The sequence below is a fragment of the Rubrivivax sp. JA1055 genome (assembly GCF_020966565.1).
In the GTDB taxonomy this organism is placed as follows: Bacteria; Pseudomonadota; Gammaproteobacteria; order Burkholderiales; family Burkholderiaceae_C; genus Rubrivivax; species Rubrivivax benzoatilyticus.
In genome coordinates, this window is sequence record NZ_JAJKFP010000006.1 from 1492791 (window position 1) to 1509172 (window position 16382).

General features: G+C 70.2%; 12 protein-coding genes and 1 riboswitch. Of the genes, 3 read left to right on the forward strand and 9 right to left on the reverse strand.

The genetic code is table 11. The features are described 5' to 3' along the window. Positions 1 to 12 precede the first annotated feature (12 nt). The 8 genes from LOC65_RS16210 to thiC form a co-directional block, all read right to left on the reverse strand. On the reverse strand, positions 13 to 591 hold the full coding sequence (locus LOC65_RS16210; RefSeq protein WP_230248251.1) for a DUF1788 domain-containing protein: 579 nt from the start codon (positions 589 to 591) through the stop codon (positions 13 to 15). Continuing rightward, positions 588 to 1139 (reverse strand): DUF1819 family protein, encoded by a 552-nt coding sequence (locus LOC65_RS16215; protein WP_230248252.1) that lies wholly within the window; start codon positions 1137 to 1139, stop codon positions 588 to 590. Before LOC65_RS16215 ends, LOC65_RS16210 begins: the two co-directional genes overlap by 4 nt. 25 nt (positions 1140 to 1164) lie before the next feature. After that, the gene (locus LOC65_RS16220) at positions 1165 to 2061 is read right to left on the reverse strand and encodes a WYL domain-containing protein (protein ID WP_230248253.1); all 897 of its coding nucleotides are present in this window, start codon (positions 2059 to 2061) and stop codon (positions 1165 to 1167) included. A gap of 1118 nt (positions 2062 to 3179) precedes the next feature. Next, positions 3180 to 4961 (reverse strand): D-lactate dehydrogenase, encoded by a 1782-nt coding sequence (gene dld, locus LOC65_RS16225; RefSeq protein ID WP_230269194.1) that lies wholly within the window; start codon positions 4959 to 4961, stop codon positions 3180 to 3182. Beyond that, entirely contained in the window at positions 4958 to 6094 is a 1137-nt protein-coding gene (gene lldD, locus LOC65_RS16230; RefSeq protein ID WP_009858922.1) for an FMN-dependent L-lactate dehydrogenase LldD, read from the reverse strand. Before lldD ends, dld begins: the two co-directional genes overlap by 4 nt. After that, positions 6091 to 6882 (reverse strand): transcriptional regulator LldR, encoded by a 792-nt coding sequence (gene lldR, locus LOC65_RS16235; RefSeq protein WP_230248255.1) that lies wholly within the window; start codon positions 6880 to 6882, stop codon positions 6091 to 6093. Before lldR ends, lldD begins: the two co-directional genes overlap by 4 nt. Positions 6883 to 6898: 16 nt before the next feature. Beyond that, positions 6899 to 8569: an L-lactate permease gene (gene lldP / locus LOC65_RS16240; RefSeq protein ID WP_009858924.1), complete on the reverse strand. Its 1671-nt coding sequence runs from the start codon at positions 8567 to 8569 to the stop codon at positions 6899 to 6901. Between the two features lie 363 nt (positions 8570 to 8932). Further along, positions 8933 to 10849, reverse strand: a complete 1917-nt coding sequence (gene thiC / locus LOC65_RS16245) for a phosphomethylpyrimidine synthase ThiC (protein WP_230248256.1) — start codon at positions 10847 to 10849, stop codon at positions 8933 to 8935. 91 nt (positions 10850 to 10940) lie between these two features. After that, positions 10941 to 11049, reverse strand: a riboswitch (TPP riboswitch). 139 nt (positions 11050 to 11188) lie between these two features. On the opposite strand from thiC, the gene LOC65_RS16250 reads away from it, so the two are divergent. After that, a complete protein-coding gene (locus LOC65_RS16250; protein WP_230248257.1) occupies positions 11189 to 11716 on the forward strand; it encodes a hypothetical protein in 528 nt (175 codons plus the stop codon). 251 nt (positions 11717 to 11967) lie between these two features. Here the strand turns inward: LOC65_RS16250 and LOC65_RS16255 are convergent, their stop codons facing one another. Then, the gene (locus LOC65_RS16255) at positions 11968 to 13488 is read right to left on the reverse strand and encodes an aldehyde dehydrogenase family protein (RefSeq protein WP_009858927.1); all 1521 of its coding nucleotides are present in this window, start codon (positions 13486 to 13488) and stop codon (positions 11968 to 11970) included. A 306-nt stretch (positions 13489 to 13794) separates the two neighbouring features. Between LOC65_RS16255 and LOC65_RS16260 the strand changes: the two genes are divergently transcribed. Together LOC65_RS16260 and gmk are read left to right on the forward strand one after the other, a co-directional pair. Further along, entirely contained in the window at positions 13795 to 15711 is a 1917-nt protein-coding gene (locus LOC65_RS16260) for a sigma-54-dependent Fis family transcriptional regulator (RefSeq protein WP_230248258.1), read from the forward strand. Between the two features lie 32 nt (positions 15712 to 15743). Further along, on the forward strand, positions 15744 to 16364 hold the full coding sequence (gene gmk / locus LOC65_RS16265; RefSeq protein ID WP_164961991.1) for a guanylate kinase: 621 nt from the start codon (positions 15744 to 15746) through the stop codon (positions 16362 to 16364). Positions 16365 to 16382 lie beyond the last annotated feature (18 nt).

Genomic DNA, 16382 nt, shown 5'->3' on the forward strand with positions numbered 1-16382 from the left:
GGGCTCCCTGAATCACGAGACCAGGCTGAATGCCCGGTAGTAGTTGTCGTCCGTGAGCTTGCTGAACAGGCGCAGGGACTGGCCGTCGTAACGGCCGGGGTAGAGCATCAGCAGCGGCGTGTCGCGCATGTGCGGGTGCAGCGCAGACAGCAGCGTGTGCGTGCGGAGCATCGGGTAGACAGCCCCGACGCCTTTGACGATCAGCAGGTCAAGATCCGCAGCGCCGGTCAGCTCGACGATGCGCGCGGCCAGCCGGTCCTCCTTGAGCACCGAGCGCAGCGACTTCAACACCGCTTCGTCGCCCTGCTTGAGCTGCATGTCGAAGGCCTTGGTGAGCAGGCCTCGCTCTTCGAGTAGGCTGATGACGCACTCGAAGAGATCGATCGTGGCGAAGCGCAGCCCAGGCTTGAGCTTGTGTAGGCCGGGCTCGATGACATCGGCGAGCCACGAACGCATCTGCATCTCGTGTTCAGGCGGGTAGTCGAAGATCCAGAAGCCGATCTCGCCACCGGCGCCACGGTTGTCCAGCACGTCAGGTGACGCGAGACGCGGCAGGATCTGGTTCAGGCGCTCGTCGAAGGACGTTTTCATGCTTTGACTTCCATGCGGGCGAGCGTCTCCTCGGCGCCCAGTCGTTTCAGATAGGCGCGGACCTTCGGGTGAAGCATCGGCGGCGTGAGCGACATGCGCCGCGCGCTGTCGAGGAACTTGGATTCGACGAGCATTCGAACGATGACCTGAAAGAGCTTCTTGCGCGTCGTCTCCGCCCAGGTGCCGACGGCATCGTCACGGTGCTCGCACTCGGTGAGGAAGGCTTCCCATTGCCGGTGGCTTAAGGTTCGCTCGAGGCGGCGCAGGTCGGCGGCGTACACGTCGTGCATGAAGTCGCTCAATAGCTGGCTGTGCCTCGCCGACGCTGCGAGCAACAGCTGACCGGTGAGTTCGCCTTCACCATCGGCCACCAGTTGCAGGCCCTCATCGTCCAGCGTGGCCAGCCGATTGCGGATCAGTCGCGCTTGCCGTCGGGCCGTGGCGGGCTTCTTCTGCAGCAGGTTGTCCTGCTTCATGGCCTCGTCCCATTGCTCGGCCGTTGGGTGCGTGAGCAGCAGCCGCGCGATGCGGCGGCTCTCGGGCACCATGAGTGATCCAGCGGAGATCTCGGCGTTATAGAGGCCCACTGCCACCCCCTTCCTTGACGCCGGGCGCGAAGACTGCGCTCTCGACGCCATACAGGGTCTGTGGGTTGCGGAGCCAGAGGTGATGTGCGGCTGGATCGAGCGAGTGGTCGGCTGAGCAGTCGATGGACCAGCGGCGAAGTACGTAGCCCGCCAGCGCCGCCCGTGAGCGAAGGCGCAGCACGCCGTCTTCCATCCCGTAGTCGGCTTCGACGGCCTGAGCCCAGCGAACTCCTGGGTGCGGCACCACCTCCATGTCGACGATGCGTGCCCATTGCTCGTCGGCGGGCAGAAGCTCGTTCTCTTCCACAGGGCCGTCGATCTCTCTCGCTTTCGCGATGCGGGTGAGGACGAAATCTCCGAATCGCGCATTGGTTCGATCGAACGCGCGCACATGCCAGCGCAGACCGTTGTCTGCCAGGGCGACGGGCACCAGCTCGCGACTGGCAGCGCCCGAGGACAGCGACAAGTAGGACACCCTGATCGCCCGCTTGGCACACATGGCCCGTGTCACCGTCGACAGAATGGCGAGGTCGGGTCGCACAAGGTTCCCGGGGCCCTCACAGGGTGCGGCCTTGCGCAGCTTCAGTTTAAGGCCGTCGCCGAACCCCTGCAGTAGCCAGGCGAGGACCCGCTCCGACGAAAACTCGAAGATCGGCTTGAACGCCTTGCTGGGCCGATAGCAGCGCGCGGCAACGTCATAGTCCAGGTTGCCGGGTTCGAGGTCTCGGTAGGCACTGAGGTCACGCGAAGATGCGGCCGGCTTGATGCCAAAGCGCGCTTCGATGTCTGCACGTCGCAATTCCCCCGTGAAGTACGCGCGCATCTCCAGGAACGCCAGCCGCTCGCGCTGCGCTTGGGAGAGCTTGTTGACTGCAACGTTCATGACGGCCGGGCGCTGTGGACGTGTCAAGAGAATAGCACGTGGTCATCAAATTGATGACAACGTGTAGATCAACTTGGTTCAAGATTCACACACTTTCTGGGATGCGTGCCGACCGTGCGAGCGCCCTGTTCGTGTCCTCGCCCCGATCGACTGCGCAAAGTGAAGCACTGCCCCGCCGCAAACCGCGTTCGGCGACGACTGGGGACGATGCTGCGCGACAGCCTGTGCTGTTGCCTGAGCGGCCACTGCCAGGATCGACCGCCGCCTCAGGGCCTGGCGCTTTGGCCTTCGCCCCACAAGCGTGATCGCGATCGAGGAGCTGCCGGAACCTCGGCTCCGCTGAAGATGGCGTCACCGCCAGTCCTCTGCACGCAATAGCGATGAGACATTCCCTCGCTCTGGCACCCCTTCCCGCCTTCGGAACACGACAGTCGAGAACTCCACCCGAACGGGGGGCGCAAATCGTTGACTTTCCTGGAGAAGTTGGTGGGCGCCGCAGAGTTCGAACAGCGCCCCCTGCCGAGCGAAGACGATGGGCGCAGGTGAAGACTGTTGCGACATCTCACCTCATCTTACGGTGACCCGTACTCCTGGCGTTATATCGCTCCGACCCTTGACCGCCGCGTCGTGCTCAACCGAGCCCGATGCTCACCGCCAGCCAAGCACACCAGCCTCCGCTAGACTCCCCCACGAACGCCGCATTAGATCGATGTTCCACGGCGAAATTTCGAGTGGGCGGCTGTGTGGTTCGGCGGTCACCGCACCGAAAACCTGAACGCTGACAAGCACCTGCGAGCCATCTCGCAAAGCAGGTGCAAAACATCGAGTAAGCCGCGGCCGCCGGCTCCACCCGCCCGCCGCCGCTCGTCGCGCCAGAGCCGTCAGCGATCGTCGCTCGGCACCGCACGAGCGAGGGGGCGCCCTCCACCACGACCACGCCCGCTGGAAGAACGAGAACGGCGCGTCGCCGACATGGCGCGCCAGGACGAAGCCCACCGCGGCTTCGGCGTGCGCGGCATGCCCCCAGCGTGACGGACGACGGGCGGTCATGGCCGCAGGGCATGCGCGCGCGGCCGGGCATCCGGCGTGCCCGGGCCGCGGCGCGGCCGCCTTGCGCCCTACTCCACCGCCTCCGAATACGCCTTCGGCCACACCGGCGCCGGCCGGTCGCAGCACTCCTGCCAGCCGCGCCCGCGCGGCGTGTGGCCGATGCCGGGGTTGAAGGTGTTGGTCGGGTCCAGCCGGCGGTAGTGGTCCACCAGCGCCGGCTTGGCGACGTAGAGGTGGCCGACGTTGTGTTCGGCCGGGTACTCGGCGCGGCGCGCGTCCAGCAGCTCCCACATGCGGTGCTCCATCGCCAGCGGGTCGACGCCCGGCTTGACGATGTAGTCCTGGTGGAAGACGTGGCAGAAGAAGTGGCCGTAGTAGAGCTTGTGCACGATGTCGCGCTCCAGCTCGTCGGGCAGCTGCTCCACCCAGGCGCGGTCGTTGCGGCGCAGCGCGACGTCCAGCGCGACGATGTCGCCGACGCGGCCGCGGTGCGCCTCGCGGTAGCGGATCGCCGCACCGGCGATCGCGAAGCGGTGCAGGAAGGCCTTGCGCCCTTCCTCGGCGTCGCACTCGAACCAGGCGCCGGTGGCGCTGGCCTCGAACTGGCGCGCCAGGTACTCGCGTGTCGCCTCGGCCTGGTCGTTGGACACGCGGATCAGCAGGTGGTGCTCGTAACGCTCGCGCCACTCGCGCATGCGGGCCGGCAGATGGCTGGGCATCCGGTCGGTGATGGCCTGCACCACGCGGTCGGTCACGCCGCGCCAGCCGAAACGCTCGAAGAAGCCGTCGATGCGGCTCTTCAGCGCGAAGGCCTTGGGCACGCGCGCGGTGCCGAAGCGGTCGATCAGCAGGAAGGTGTCCTTGCCGTAACGCTCGCCGATGTCGAAGGCCGTGCGGTGGATGTATTCGCCGGCGATCGGCAGCCGCGGCAGCGCGGTCAGCAGGTGGCGGCGCACGGAGGTCAGCTCGTCGGGCTCGTTCGTGCCGACGTAGAAGACGGTGCTGGCCTCCTTCGGGAAGGTGTCCAGCCGCACCGCGAACAGGCACAGCTTGCCGGCCGAACCCGAGGCCTCGAACAGCCGCGACGGGTCGGCGTTGAAACGTGCCGGCGTGTCGGCGTCGACGGCGCGCACGTGCTCGGCATAACGCGGGTCCGACGCAGCACGGCCGCTGTCGCGGGCGATGTCGGCCTCGCCGTATTCGCCACGCTCCAGCCGCGTCAGGATCTCTTCGGGCGTGTCGCCGAGCGCGATGCCCAGGTGGTTGACGAGCTCGACGCGGCCATCGTCGGCCACACGCGCATACAGCGCCAGCTCGGTGTAGGCCGGGCCGCGGCGCACCAGCGCGCCGCCGGAGTTGTTGCAGATGCCGCCCAGCACCGACGCGCCGATGCACGACGAGCCGATCACCGAATGCGGCTCGCGGCCCAGCGGCGCCAGCTGGCGCTCGAGCTGGTCCAGCGTCGCGCCGGGCAGGCAGACGACCTGCTCGCCGCCGGCGATGACCTGCACGCCGGCGATGCGCATCGTGTTGACGAGCACGATCTCGCGGTCGTAGCCGGTGCCGTCGGGCGTCGAGCCGCCGGTGAGGCCCGTGTTGGCGGCCTGCATGATGACGATGCGGCCGGCGGCCACCACAGCCTGCAGCACGCGCCACAGCTCCAGCAGGCTGCCCGGCCGCACGACGGCCAGCACCGGGCCTTCGCCGGTGCGGTGGCCTTTGCGGAAACGGCGCGTGGCCTGGTCGTCGGTCAGCACGTGGGGGCTGCCGACGGCGGCGCGCAACTGCGCCAGCAGGGCTTCGCGCGGGGTCACGGGGGCCGGGGCCCCGCTCGGGTCCGGCGCGTTCATTCGCGCACCAGCAGGTCGGGGCCGATGTCGGCGACACGCGCGACGCTGGTCAGCGTCATCGCCACGCGCATCTCCTTCTCCATCAGCGCCAGCAGGTGGCGCACGCCGGCTTCGCCGGCGGCGGCCAGGGCGTAGATGTAGGCGCGGCCGATCATCGTCGCGTCGGCGCCCAGCGCCAGCATGCGCACCACGTCCAGGCCGTTGCGCACGCCGGAGTCGGCGACGATCTTGATCTGGCCCTTCACCGCGTCGGCGATCGCCGGCAGCGCACGCGCCGAGGACAGCACGCCGTCGAGCTGCCGCCCGCCGTGGTTGGAGACGATGATGCCGTCGGCGCCGAAACGCACCGCGTCCTTGGCGTCCTCGGGGTCGAGGATGCCCTTGATCAGCATCGGCCCGCGCCAGAACTCGCGGATCCACTCCAGGTCCTTCCACGAGATCGACGGGTCGAAGTTGGCGCCCAGGTAACCCATGTAGTCCTGCAGCCCGACCTGCTGGCCGCGGTAGGTGGAGATGTTGCCCAGGTCGTGCGGCTTGCCCATCAGGCCCACGTCCCAGGCCCAGCGCGGGTGCGTCAGCCCCTGCCAGTAGCGGCGCAGCGGCGCGTTCGGGCCGCTCATGCCCGAGTGCATGTCGCGGTAGCGTGCGCCGGGCACCGGCATGTCGACGGTGAACACCAGCGCCGAGCAGCCGGCGGCCTGGGCGCGCTCGAGCGCGTTGCGCATGAAGCCGCGGTCCTTCAGCACGTAGAGCTGGAACCACATCGGGCGCTGGATCTTCGGCGCCACCTCCTCGATCGCGCAGACCGAGACGCTGGACATCGTGAACGGGATGCCCTGGGCTTCGGCGGCGCGGGCCGCCTGCACCTCGCCGCGGCGCGCGTACATGCCGGTGAGGCCGACCGGGGCCAGCGTCACGGGGATGGAGAGCTTCTCGCCGAAGAGCTCGATGCTGGTGTCCAGCTGGCTCATGTCCTTGAGCACCCGCTGGCGCAGCGCGACGCCGGCGAGGTCGTCGACGTTGCGGCGCAGCGTCTGCTCGGCGTAGGCGCCACCGTCGATGTAGTGGAACAGGAAGGGCGGGAGCCGCCGGCGGGCGGCTTCGCGGTAGTCCGCGGTGGAGGAAATGATCATGGCAAGTGAAGATCGTGGGGCTGCAGCAGCGGCGGCGCCGCGTCGGGCGGCAGGCGCAGCAGCCGCTGGCGGCGGGCGTGGTCCTCGGCTTCGCGCTGGATCGTCTGGCGCACGTGCTCGAGGTGGTCGACCATGCTGGCGCGCGCACGCGCCGCGTCGCCGTCGACGATGGCCTGCATCACCGCCTGGTGTTCGGCGGTCAGCCGGCGCAGCGTCTCGGGCGCGCTGAAGCGGAACATGTCCTCGCGGTTGCGCGTCACCGTCGACAGCACGACGGTGAACAGGCCGTGCATCACCTGCTTCAAGACCAGGTTGTGCGAGGCCTCGGCGATGGCGAGGTGGAACTGGGCGTCGGAGCGCGCGGCCTGCTCGGCGTGGCCGCTCTGCTGGTGCTCGATCATCACGTCGAAGGCCCGGCGGATGCGGTCCTTGTCGGCGGTGGTGGCACGCTGCGCCGCGAGCTCGGCGGTGGCCGTCTCCAGCGCGTGGCGCGTCTCGATGACGTCGAAGCGGTAGCCGGGGTCGGTGTCGAGCAGGTTCACCAGCGGCGCCACGGCCTCCTGCAGCCACTCGGCCTGGGCCGTGGACTGCAGGTAGGTGCCGTCGCCCTGGCGCGCCGCCAGCACGCCCTGGCTGACGAGCTTCTGGATCGCCTCGCGCAGCGAGCTGCGCGAGACCCCCAGCTCGGCGGCCAGCGCACGTTCGGCCGGCAGGCGCTGGCCGGGTTGCAGGCCTCGCGCCTGCACCAGCGCCAGCAGCTTCTCGACGACGTGATCGACCAGTCGCATCGGGGTGTCCGGGAGTTCAGTGACCCGGAATCATCCACGGCAGCAGGTAGGCCTGGACCGTCGTCATCGCGCCGATGATCGCGGCGAACACCAGGCTGTGCTTGACGGTGAAGCGGAACAGGTCCGACTCGCGCCCAGCCAGGCCGACGGCGGCGCAGGCGATGGCGATCGACTGCGGCGAGATCATCTTGCCGGTGACGCCGCCGGTGGTGTTGGCCGCCACCGTCAGCACCTCGGGCAGGCCCAGCTGCTGCGCGGTGGTCGCCTGCAGCGCCGCGAACAGGGCGTTGGCCGAGGTGTCCGAGCCGGTCAGGAAGACGCCGATCCAGCCCAGGAAGGGCGAGAAGAACGTGAACGCGCTGCCGGTGTGCGCCAGCGCCAGCGCCAGCGTCGCCGACAGGCCCGAGTAGTTGGCGATGAAGGCGAACGCCAGCACCATGCCGATCGAGTAGATCGGCGTCGCCAGCTCCTTCAGCGTCTCGCCCAGCGTGGCCGCGGCCTTGGCCGGCGACAGGCGCGAGAACAGGATGGTCAGCAGCGCGGCCAGCAGGATCGCGGTGCCGGTGGCCGACAGCCAGTTGAAGTTGTAGACCGCGCCGTACGGGGTGGCCGCGGTCACCACCGGCGGCATCTTCTCGACCAGCTTGTCCAGCAGCGGCACCGGCAGGCTGATGACGGTGGAGGCCAGCGGCCCGCCGGCGGCGAACAGCGCCTTGAACGGCTTGACGCTCCACACCGTCACCATCGCGGTGAGGATGATGAACGGCGACCAGGCCATCATCACCTTGCCCAGCGACAGCGTTTGCGCGGCCTTGGGCGCCGCGGCCGGCTGGCCGGCGGCGTCGTCCTGCTCGAAGCGGAAGATGCGCTTGGGCTGCCAGACCTTCAGGAAGGCCGTCAGCGCGACCATCGAGACGATCGCCGAGGTGATGTCCGGCAGCTCGGGGCCGACGTAGTTGGCGGTCAGGAACTGCACGACGGCGAACGAGCCGCCGCCGACCAGCACCGCCGGCCAGGTCTCCTTGACACCGCGCCAGCCGTCCATGATGGCCATCAGCCAGAACAGCACGATCATCGTCATGAACGGCAGCTGGCGGCCGGCCATCTGGCCGATCGCGAAGGCGTCGACGCCCGACACCTGGCCGGCGACGATGATCGGGATGCCCATCGCGCCGAAAGCCACCGGCGCGGTGTTGGCGATCAGGCACAGGCCGGCGGCGTACAGCGGCTTGAAGCCCAGGCCGACCAGCAGCGCCGCGGTGATCGCCACCGGCGCGCCGAAGCCCGCCGCGCCTTCGAGGAAGGCGCCGAAGCAGAAGCCCACCAGGATCAGCTGCAGCCGCTGGTCGGGCGTCACCGACAGGATCGACGAGCGGATGACGTCGAAGTGCCCCGTCTTCACCGAGATCTTGTAGAGGAAGACCGCGGCCACGATGATCCAGGCGATCGGCCACAGCCCGTAGAAGAAGCCGTAGACCGCCGACGCCAGCGCGGCGCTGACCGGCATGTCGTAGAACAGCAGCGCGACACCGAGCGCCAGCCCGACGGTGATCGTGCCGGCCTGGTAGCCCTTCAGGCGCAGCTTCGTCAGCGCGAGGAAGAAGAAGATGATCGGGATCAGCGCGACGAGCGCCGAGACCCAGACGTTGCCGGCGGGGTCGTAGTTCTGTTGCCAGATGGGTTGCATGGCCGTGTGACGTGCGGTCAGGGGTAACGGGAAAGGACCGCGAGCGGCCCGGAGCGGTTTCAGTCGCCGCTGGCGGCCCCGCCACCAGGGCGCCGGGGCCGCCAGGAGGCTCGCAGCACGGGTCTCGCGACCGTCACGCCGGCTGGCTCTTCGAGGCTGACTTCAACACTTCACGACCACGCCTTCGACCGAGATCGAGCCCGGATTGGTCCGACCAGTTGACGAAAGGCAGTGTGAAGCGGAGCGGATTCTGCGGATTTTCCCGAGCGGATGACTCAGGGTATTCCTGTACCCGACCGGTAACCACAGGGTGAATCGCCGGATTCGACATCACTCTGCCGCCAATTGGTCCGACCACTTTACTCAGGCCGGATCACCGGGAAGCGGCCCGTCGCGACGTGTTGCCAGCGGCACGTAGAACCCGCCGCCGGCGGCCCTGAACTCGGCGCTCTTGTCGGCCAGGCCGCGCTGCACCGCCTCGTCTTCGCCGATGCCCCGGGCCTGCGCGTACTCGCGCAGCTCGCGCGTGATCTTCATGCTGCAGAAGCGCGGCCCGCACATCGAGCAGAAGTGCGCCTCCTTGGACGAGTCCTTGGGCAGCGTCTCGTCGTGGAAGGCCTCGGCGGTCTGCGGGTCCAGGCCCAGCGCGAACTGGTCGCGCCAGCGGAACTCGAAGCGCGCCTTGCTCATCGCGTCGTCGTGCGCGCGTGCGCCGGGGTGGCCCTTGGCGATGTCGGCGGCGTGCGCGGCGATGCGGTAGGCGACGATGCCCTGGCGCACGTCGTCGCGGTCGGGCAGGCCCAGGTGCTCCTTGGGCGTCACGTAGCAGAGCATCGCGGTGCCCATCCAGCCGATCATCGCCGCGCCGATCGCGCTGGCGATGTGGTCGTAGCCCGGCGCGATGTCCACCGTCAGCGGCCCCAGCGTGTAGAACGGCGCCTCGTGGCAGTGGCGCAGCTGCTCGTCCATGTTGGCCTGCACCAGGTGCATCGGCACGTGGCCCGGGCCTTCGATCATCGTCTGCACCTCGTGCCGCCACGCGACCTGCGTCAGCTCCCCCAGCGTGCGCAGCTCGGCGAACTGGGCCTCGTCGTTGGCGTCGGCCGCCGAGCCCGGGCGCAGGCCGTCGCCGAGCGAGAAGGCCACGTCGTAGGCCTTCATGATTTCGCAGATCTCCTCGAAGTGCGTGTAGAGGAAGTTCTCCTGGTGATGGGCGACGCACCACTTGGCGAGGATCGAGCCGCCGCGCGAGACGATGCCGGTGCGCCGCCCGGCGGTCAGCGGCACGAAGGGCAGGCGCAGCCCGGCGTGCAAGGTGAAGTAGTCGACGCCCTGCTCCGCCTGCTCGATCAGCGTGTCGCGCAGCAGCGGCCAGCTCAGGTCCTCGGCGACGCCGCCCACCTTCTCCAGCGCCTGGTAGATCGGCACCGTGCCCACCGGCACCGGCGAGTTGCGCACGATCCAGTCGCGCGTGGTGTGGATGTGGCGGCCGGTCGACAGGTCCATCACCGTGTCGGCGCCCCAGCGGATCGCCCAGACCAGCTTCTCGACCTCCTCCTCGATCGAGGACGTCACCGGCGAGTTGCCGATGTTGGCGTTGACCTTCACGCGGAAGTTGCGGCCGATGATCATCGGCTCGAGCTCGGGGTGGTTGACATTGGCCGGGATCACCGCGCGGCCGCGCGCCACCTCGTCGCGCACGAACTCGGGCGTGATCGTCTCGGGGATGCAGGCGCCCAGCGGGTTGCCGCGCAACCGGGCTTCGCGCGCGGCGTCGCCGAGGTACTCGCGCATCCACTCGCGGCGGCCGTTCTCGCGCAGCGCGACGTACTCCATCTCCGGCGTGACGATGCCGCGGCGGGCGTAGTGCATCTGCGTCACGCTGGCCCCGGCCCCGGCCGCGGCGCGGCGCGGCCGCCGCTGCAGGCCGGCGGCCTGACGGCGCAGTTCGTCCAGGCGGGCATCGGCGGCGTCACCGGGGCGGCCGCCGTCGTCCTGCGCAGCGCGCGGGCGGCCGTCGTAGGCCACGGTGTCGGCACGTTCGTCCAGCCAGGCGCCGCGCACCGAAGGCAGGCCGCGGCGCACGTCGAGCGCCACCGCCGGGTCGGTGTAGGGGCCCGAGGTGTCGTACAGCGTGACGGTCTCGCCGTTGCTCAGCGTGATCTCGCGCATGGGCACGTGCACCGCCGGCGAGGCGCCGGGCACGTAAACCTTGCGGGACTGGGGAAAGGGTTCGCGGCTCAGGGACAGCCGCTGCTGCAGGTCGCCGGGGGCGTTCATCGGGCAATCTCCGTCTCGGTTGGATGAATGCCCCGCCATCGGCGCCGACTGAACGGCGCGCACGCCCGCCCTGAAGGGACGGACGCACGCGCCTCGGCGCTGCAGCTCTTCTTACGCTGGTACTAACCAGATCAAGTTCGCGGTTCCGGCGGTCAGGTCCGCCATCTCAGCACGCCATACGTGCACCCCGGAGCGGGAGCGAGTGTAGTCGGGCCGGCGGCCGCCAGCGCGCGCCGCACGGCCCTGCGGCGGCAGTCGCGCCGCGCGATCACGGCGCCGCGGCGAGGGCATCGAACGCCTGGACACGGACCCGCGCACGACACACGGAACAATTGCCGCATGACGCCACGCCAGCCCTGCCCGCCGTCGCACCGCCGCCGCGGCCTCGCTGCCGCCGCCGCGCTGGCCACGGTGTTCGCCGTCACCGGCTGCCAGACGACGCCGCCGACACCCGAGCCGCCCCGCGGCCGCAGCCTGCCGTCGATGCCGCCGACACCGGCGCTGGTCGTCGAGCGCCAGTGGCTGCAGAGCTGGTTCGACGGCACGCCGGTCGTCATCACCCAGAAAGGCAGCGGGCCGGTCGCGGTGGAGGTGCCGCTGGCGTTCTCGTTCGACGCCGGCAAACGCAGCGTCAAGCCGCCGCTGGCGGCGGTGCTCGACAAGCTGGCCGAGTCGCTGCGCCGCCAGCCGCAGATGACGCTCGCGCTCGCCGCTCCGGGTGACGCCGGCGGCGACGCGGCGCTGGCGGCGCAGCGCGCCGCCGCCGTGCGCAGCTACCTGCTCGGCCGCGGCGCCGGCTCGGCGCAGCTCGGCGCGCCGCAGGTGGCGGGTGCACGCGCCGTCCAGCTGCGGCTCGAACTGCGCTGAACAGCACGGAAAAGGCCGCGCAACGGAGCGCGCGGCCGGCCTGTCTGAGGGCCTTGGGTACCTTGGGGTCAGGTCTCTCAAGACCTGACCCCCGCAGCCGCACGCAGCCGCAGCAGTCGCGTCGGACCTTGGGGTCAGGTCTCTCGAGACCTGCCCCCCGCAGCCGCGGCCGTTGCGTCAGAAGAAGCCCAGCGCGGGGACCTTGGGGTCAGGTCTCTCGAGACCTGACCCCCGCAGCCGCAGCCGTCGCTTCAGAAGAAGCCCAGCGCGTGCGGCGAGTAGCTCACCAGCAGGTTCTTCGTCTGCTGGTAGTGGTCGAGCATCATCTTGTGCGTCTCGCGCCCGATGCCCGACTCCTTGTAGCCGCCGAAGGTCGCGTGCGCCGGGTAGGCGTGGTAGCAGTTGGTCCAGACGCGGCCGGCCTTGATCGCGCGGCCGGCGCGGTAGGCGGCGGTGCCGTCGCGGCTCCAGACGCCGGCGCCCAGGCCGTAGGGCGTGTCGTTGGCGATGTCCAGCGCCTCCTGCTCGGTCTTGAAGGTCGTCACCGCCAGCACCGGGCCGAAGATCTCCTCGCGGAACACGCGCATGCCGTTGTGGCCCTTGAACAGCGTCGGCTGGATGTAGTAGCCGCCCGACAGTTCGCCGCCGAGGTCGGCCCGGCCGCCGCCGATCAGGCACTCGGCGCCTTCCTGGCGGCCGATCTCGAGGTAGCCGAGGATCTTGTCCATCTGCATCGCCGAGGCCTGCGCGCCCATCATCGTCTCGGTGTCCAGCGGGCTGCCCTGCTTGATCTGCTTCACGCGCTCCAGCGCCCGCGCCATGAACTTGTCGTAGATCTTCTCGTGGATCAGCGCGCGCGACGGGCAGGTGCAGACCTCGCCCTGGTTGAACGCGAACAGCACCAGGCCTTCGATCGCCTTGTTGAAGAACTCGTCGTCGGCGGCGGCCACGTCCTCGAAGAAGATGTTCGGGCTCTTGCCGCCGAGTTCCAGCGTCGCCGGGATCAGGTTGCCGGCCGCCGCCTGGGCGATGACGCGGCCGGTGGCGGTGCTGCCGGTGAAGGCGATCTTGGCGATGCGCTTGCTCGACGCCAGCGGCATGCCGGCTTCGCGGCCGAAGCCGTTGACGATGTTCAGAACGCCCGGCGGCAGCAGGTCGGCGATCAGCTCGGCGAAGACCATGATGCTGACCGGCGTCGACTCGGCGGGCTTCAGCACCACGCAGTTGCCCGCGCCCAGCGCCGGCGCCAGCTTCCAGGCCGCCATCAGCAGCGGGAAGTTCCACGGGATGATTTGGCCGACGACGCCCAGCGGCTCGTGGAAGTGGTAGGCGATGGTGTGCTCGTCGATCTCGCTGATCGCGCCTTCCTGCGAGCGCAGGCAGCCGGCGAAGTAGCGGAAGTGGTCGACGGCCAGCGGCACGTCGGCGGCCAGCGTCTCGCGCATCGGCTTGCCGTTGTCCACCGTCTCGGCATAGGCCAGCAGCTCGAGGTTCTGCTCGATGCGGTCGGCGATCCTCAGCAGGATGTTCGAGCGGTCGGCCGCCGGCGTGCGGCCCCAGGCGTCGGCTGCGGCGTGCGCGGCGTCGAGCGCACGCTCGATGTCGGCGGCGCCCGAACGCGCGGCGCGCGTGTAGGGCTTGCCGGTGATCGGCGTCACGACGTCGAAGTACTGGCCCTCGACCGGCGGCACGAACTTGCCGCCGATGAAGTTGTCGTACTGGGCCTTGAACTGGACCTTGGCGCCCGGCGTGTTGGGCAGTGCGTAAAGCATCTGTTGTCTCCTTGGGGTCTTGGGGCGTCGTCCGGTACGAAGCCTTGCACCGGAACGCGCGGGGGCCGCAACAGCAGAGGGCGTGCCAGCCGCGTTCGGCGCCGGAACCGCCGGCTTTCGGCAAAACACGGCGTGTTTCGCGTCAAAACCGGCGTCGGCTGCGCATCGTGGCGGGACAGCTGTCCCGTCTCGTGACAGTCCGTGCCGGCCTCCGGGTCGATCCGCATCGCGGCGGCGAAGGCTTGCGCTAGGCTGGGCCGGCCCCGACACGAGAGCCCGCCAGAGGCTCGCGCTGGAGACGAGACGATGCCCAGTTCCCTGCTCGCCGCGCGCACGCCGCCGGCCCGGCTGCGCGAAGCGCGGCGCCGCTTCTTCGACACCGGCGAGCTCGCCGACGACGCCTTCGAGCCCGCGCTGACACGCAGTTGGCGCCGCAGCCGCGACTTCGGCCTCGCGCCCACCGGGCGTTTCGCCGGCGCGCCGCACGCCTCGTCGGCGCAGCTCGCGCGGGCGCTGGACCAGCAGCACGAGTTCGTCGCCCACGCGCGGCCGGCGATGGAGTTCCTCTTCGACCAGACGCGCGACACCGACAGCATGGTCATCCTCGCCGACGCCCAGGGCATGGTGCTGCACGCGCTGGGCGACGCCGGCTTCGTCGACCGCGCCCAGCGGGTCGCGCTGCGCCCCGGCGCCAGCTGGCACGAGCAGTGGCGCGGCACCAACGCCGTCGGCACGGCGATCGCCGAAGGCGCGCCGGTCGTCGTGCACGGCAGCGAGCACTACCTGGAGCGCAACGCCTTCCTGACCTGCACCGCCGCACCGATCGCCGATCCGGCCGGCCGGCTGCTGGGCGTGCTCGACATCTCCGGCGACCACCGCGGCTACCACCGCCACACGCTGGCGCTGGTGCGCTCGGCGGCGCGCATCATCGAGCACCGCCTGTTCGACACCCGCCACGCCGCCGGCCTGCGCCTGCGGCTGCACGCCCAGCCCGAGGGCCTGGGCACGGTCACCGAAGGGCTGCTCGCCGTGTCCGAGGACGGCTGGATCGTCGGCGCCAACGGCGTCGCGATGGCAATGCTCGGGCTGGCGCCGGGTTCGGTCGGCGCGCTGACGCTGGAACGTGTGCTGCCGCTGGACATCGCGACGCTGGCCGCCTGGAGCCGCGGCAGCGCCGCGCATGCCGTGCGTCGCGACGACGGCAGCGTGCTGTGGCTGCGGGTCGAAGGCGGCCGCAGCCTGGGCGTGCGGCCGGTCGCCCCGGCGGCGCCGGCGGTGGCCGACGCGCTGGCCCAGCTGGACACCGGCGACCACGCGATGCAGGCCGCGATCGGCCGCGCCCGGCGCGTGCTCGACAAGCCGATCTCGCTGCTGCTGCAAGGCGAGTCGGGCGTCGGCAAGGAGCTGTTCGCACGCGCCGTGCACCGCAGCAGCGCGCGCCGCGACGCGCCCTTCGTCGCCGTCAACTGCGCCGCGCTGCCCGAGACGCTGATCGAGGCCGAGCTCTTCGGCTACCGCCCCGGCGCCTTCACCGGCGCGGCGCGCGACGGCGCCCCCGGGCGCATCCGCGAGGCCCACGGCGGCACGCTGTTCCTCGACGAGATCGGCGACATGCCGGCGGCGCTGCAGACGCGGCTGCTGCGCGTGCTGCAGGAGCGCGAGGTCGTGCCGCTGGGCGGCGGGCGGCCGCAGGCGGTGGACTTCCGCCTGATCTGCGCCACCCACCGCAACCTGCGCGAGGCGATCGACGCCGGCCGCTTCCGCGAGGACCTGTACTACCGCCTCAACGGCCTGGCGCTGCAGTTGCCGCCGCTGCGCCAGCGCGGCGATCAGGCGGCGCTGGTGGCCGGCATGCTGCGCGAGCTGCTGCCGGCACGCGACGTGCGGCTGGCACCCGAGGTCGCGCAGGCCTTCGCGCGCCACCGCTGGCCGGGCAACCTGCGCCAGCTGCACAACGCGCTGGCCACCGCCTGCGCGCTGCTCGACGAACACGAGGACGAGATCGGCTGGGGCCACCTGAGCGACGACCTCGCGGAGGACCTGCGCCAGCGCCCGGCCGCGCCAGCGCCGGTGGCCGACGCGGTCGACCTGCGCGCGCAGTCCGAGCGCACCGTGCGCCAGGTGATCGAAGCCTGCGCCGGCAACCTGTCGGAGGCCGCGCGGCGGCTGGGCATCAGCCGCAACACGCTGTACCGCAAGATGCGCGAGCTGCGGCTGCGCTGAGGCGCGCCGGGCGCCGCCGGTAGAATCCGGCGATGGAAACGCCCGGCAATCTCTTCGTCGTCGCCGCGCCCAGTGGCGCCGGCAAATCCAGCCTCGTCAAGGCCCTGCTCGAGCTCGACTCGCACCTGTCGGTGTCGGTCTCGCACACCACGCGCAAGCCGCGCGGCCAGGAGCAGAACGGGCGCGAGTACTGGTTCGTCGACGAGCCCGAGTTCCGCTCGATGATCGAGCGCGGCGACTTCTTCGAGTGGGCGCAGGTGCACGGCAACCTCTACGGCACCTCGCGCAAGGCGATCGAGGAGCGCCTGATGCGCGGCGAGGACGTCGTGCTCGAGATCGACTACCAGGGCGCGCTGCAGATCAAGAAGCTCTTCGCCTACGCGGTGCTGATCTTCATCCTGCCGCCGAGCTGGGACGAACTGCGCCAGCGCCTGCTGCGCCGCGGCGAGGACGGCCACGAGGTCATCGAGGTGCGCATGCAGAACGCGCGCGAGGAGGTGGCCCAGGCCCGCCACTTCGACTTCGTTATAATCAACCAGTTGTTCGAGACGGCGCTCTTCGACCTCAAGACGGTCGTGCACTCGCAGCGCCTCAAGTACGTGACGCAGTGCCGCAACCGCTCCCAGGTCTTCGCGGCACTCGACCTGCTCTGATCGAACCCACCGCACCAG

Coding starts and splice junctions, on each gene's coding strand:
- LOC65_RS16210 (WP_230248251.1), bottom strand. CDS start 591: ATGAAAACGTCCTTCGACGAGCGCCTGAACCAGATCCTGCCGCGTCTC.
- LOC65_RS16215 (WP_230248252.1), bottom strand. CDS start 1,139: ATGGTGCCCGAGAGCCGCCGCATCGCGCGGCTGCTGCTCACGCACCCA.
- LOC65_RS16220 (WP_230248253.1), bottom strand. CDS start 2,061: ATGAACGTTGCAGTCAACAAGCTCTCCCAAGCGCAGCGCGAGCGGCTG.
- dld (WP_230269194.1), bottom strand. CDS start 4,961: ATGAACGCGCCGGACCCGAGCGGGGCCCCGGCCCCCGTGACCCCGCGC.
- lldD (WP_009858922.1), bottom strand. CDS start 6,094: ATGATCATTTCCTCCACCGCGGACTACCGCGAAGCCGCCCGCCGGCGG.
- lldR (WP_230248255.1), bottom strand. CDS start 6,882: ATGCGACTGGTCGATCACGTCGTCGAGAAGCTGCTGGCGCTGGTGCAG.
- lldP (WP_009858924.1), bottom strand. CDS start 8,569: ATGCAACCCATCTGGCAACAGAACTACGACCCCGCCGGCAACGTCTGG.
- thiC (WP_230248256.1), bottom strand. CDS start 10,849: ATGAACGCCCCCGGCGACCTGCAGCAGCGGCTGTCCCTGAGCCGCGAA.
- LOC65_RS16250 (WP_230248257.1), top strand. CDS start 11,189: ATGACGCCACGCCAGCCCTGCCCGCCGTCGCACCGCCGCCGCGGCCTC.
- LOC65_RS16255 (WP_009858927.1), bottom strand. CDS start 13,488: ATGCTTTACGCACTGCCCAACACGCCGGGCGCCAAGGTCCAGTTCAAG.
- LOC65_RS16260 (WP_230248258.1), top strand. CDS start 13,795: ATGCCCAGTTCCCTGCTCGCCGCGCGCACGCCGCCGGCCCGGCTGCGC.
- gmk (WP_164961991.1), top strand. CDS start 15,744: ATGGAAACGCCCGGCAATCTCTTCGTCGTCGCCGCGCCCAGTGGCGCC.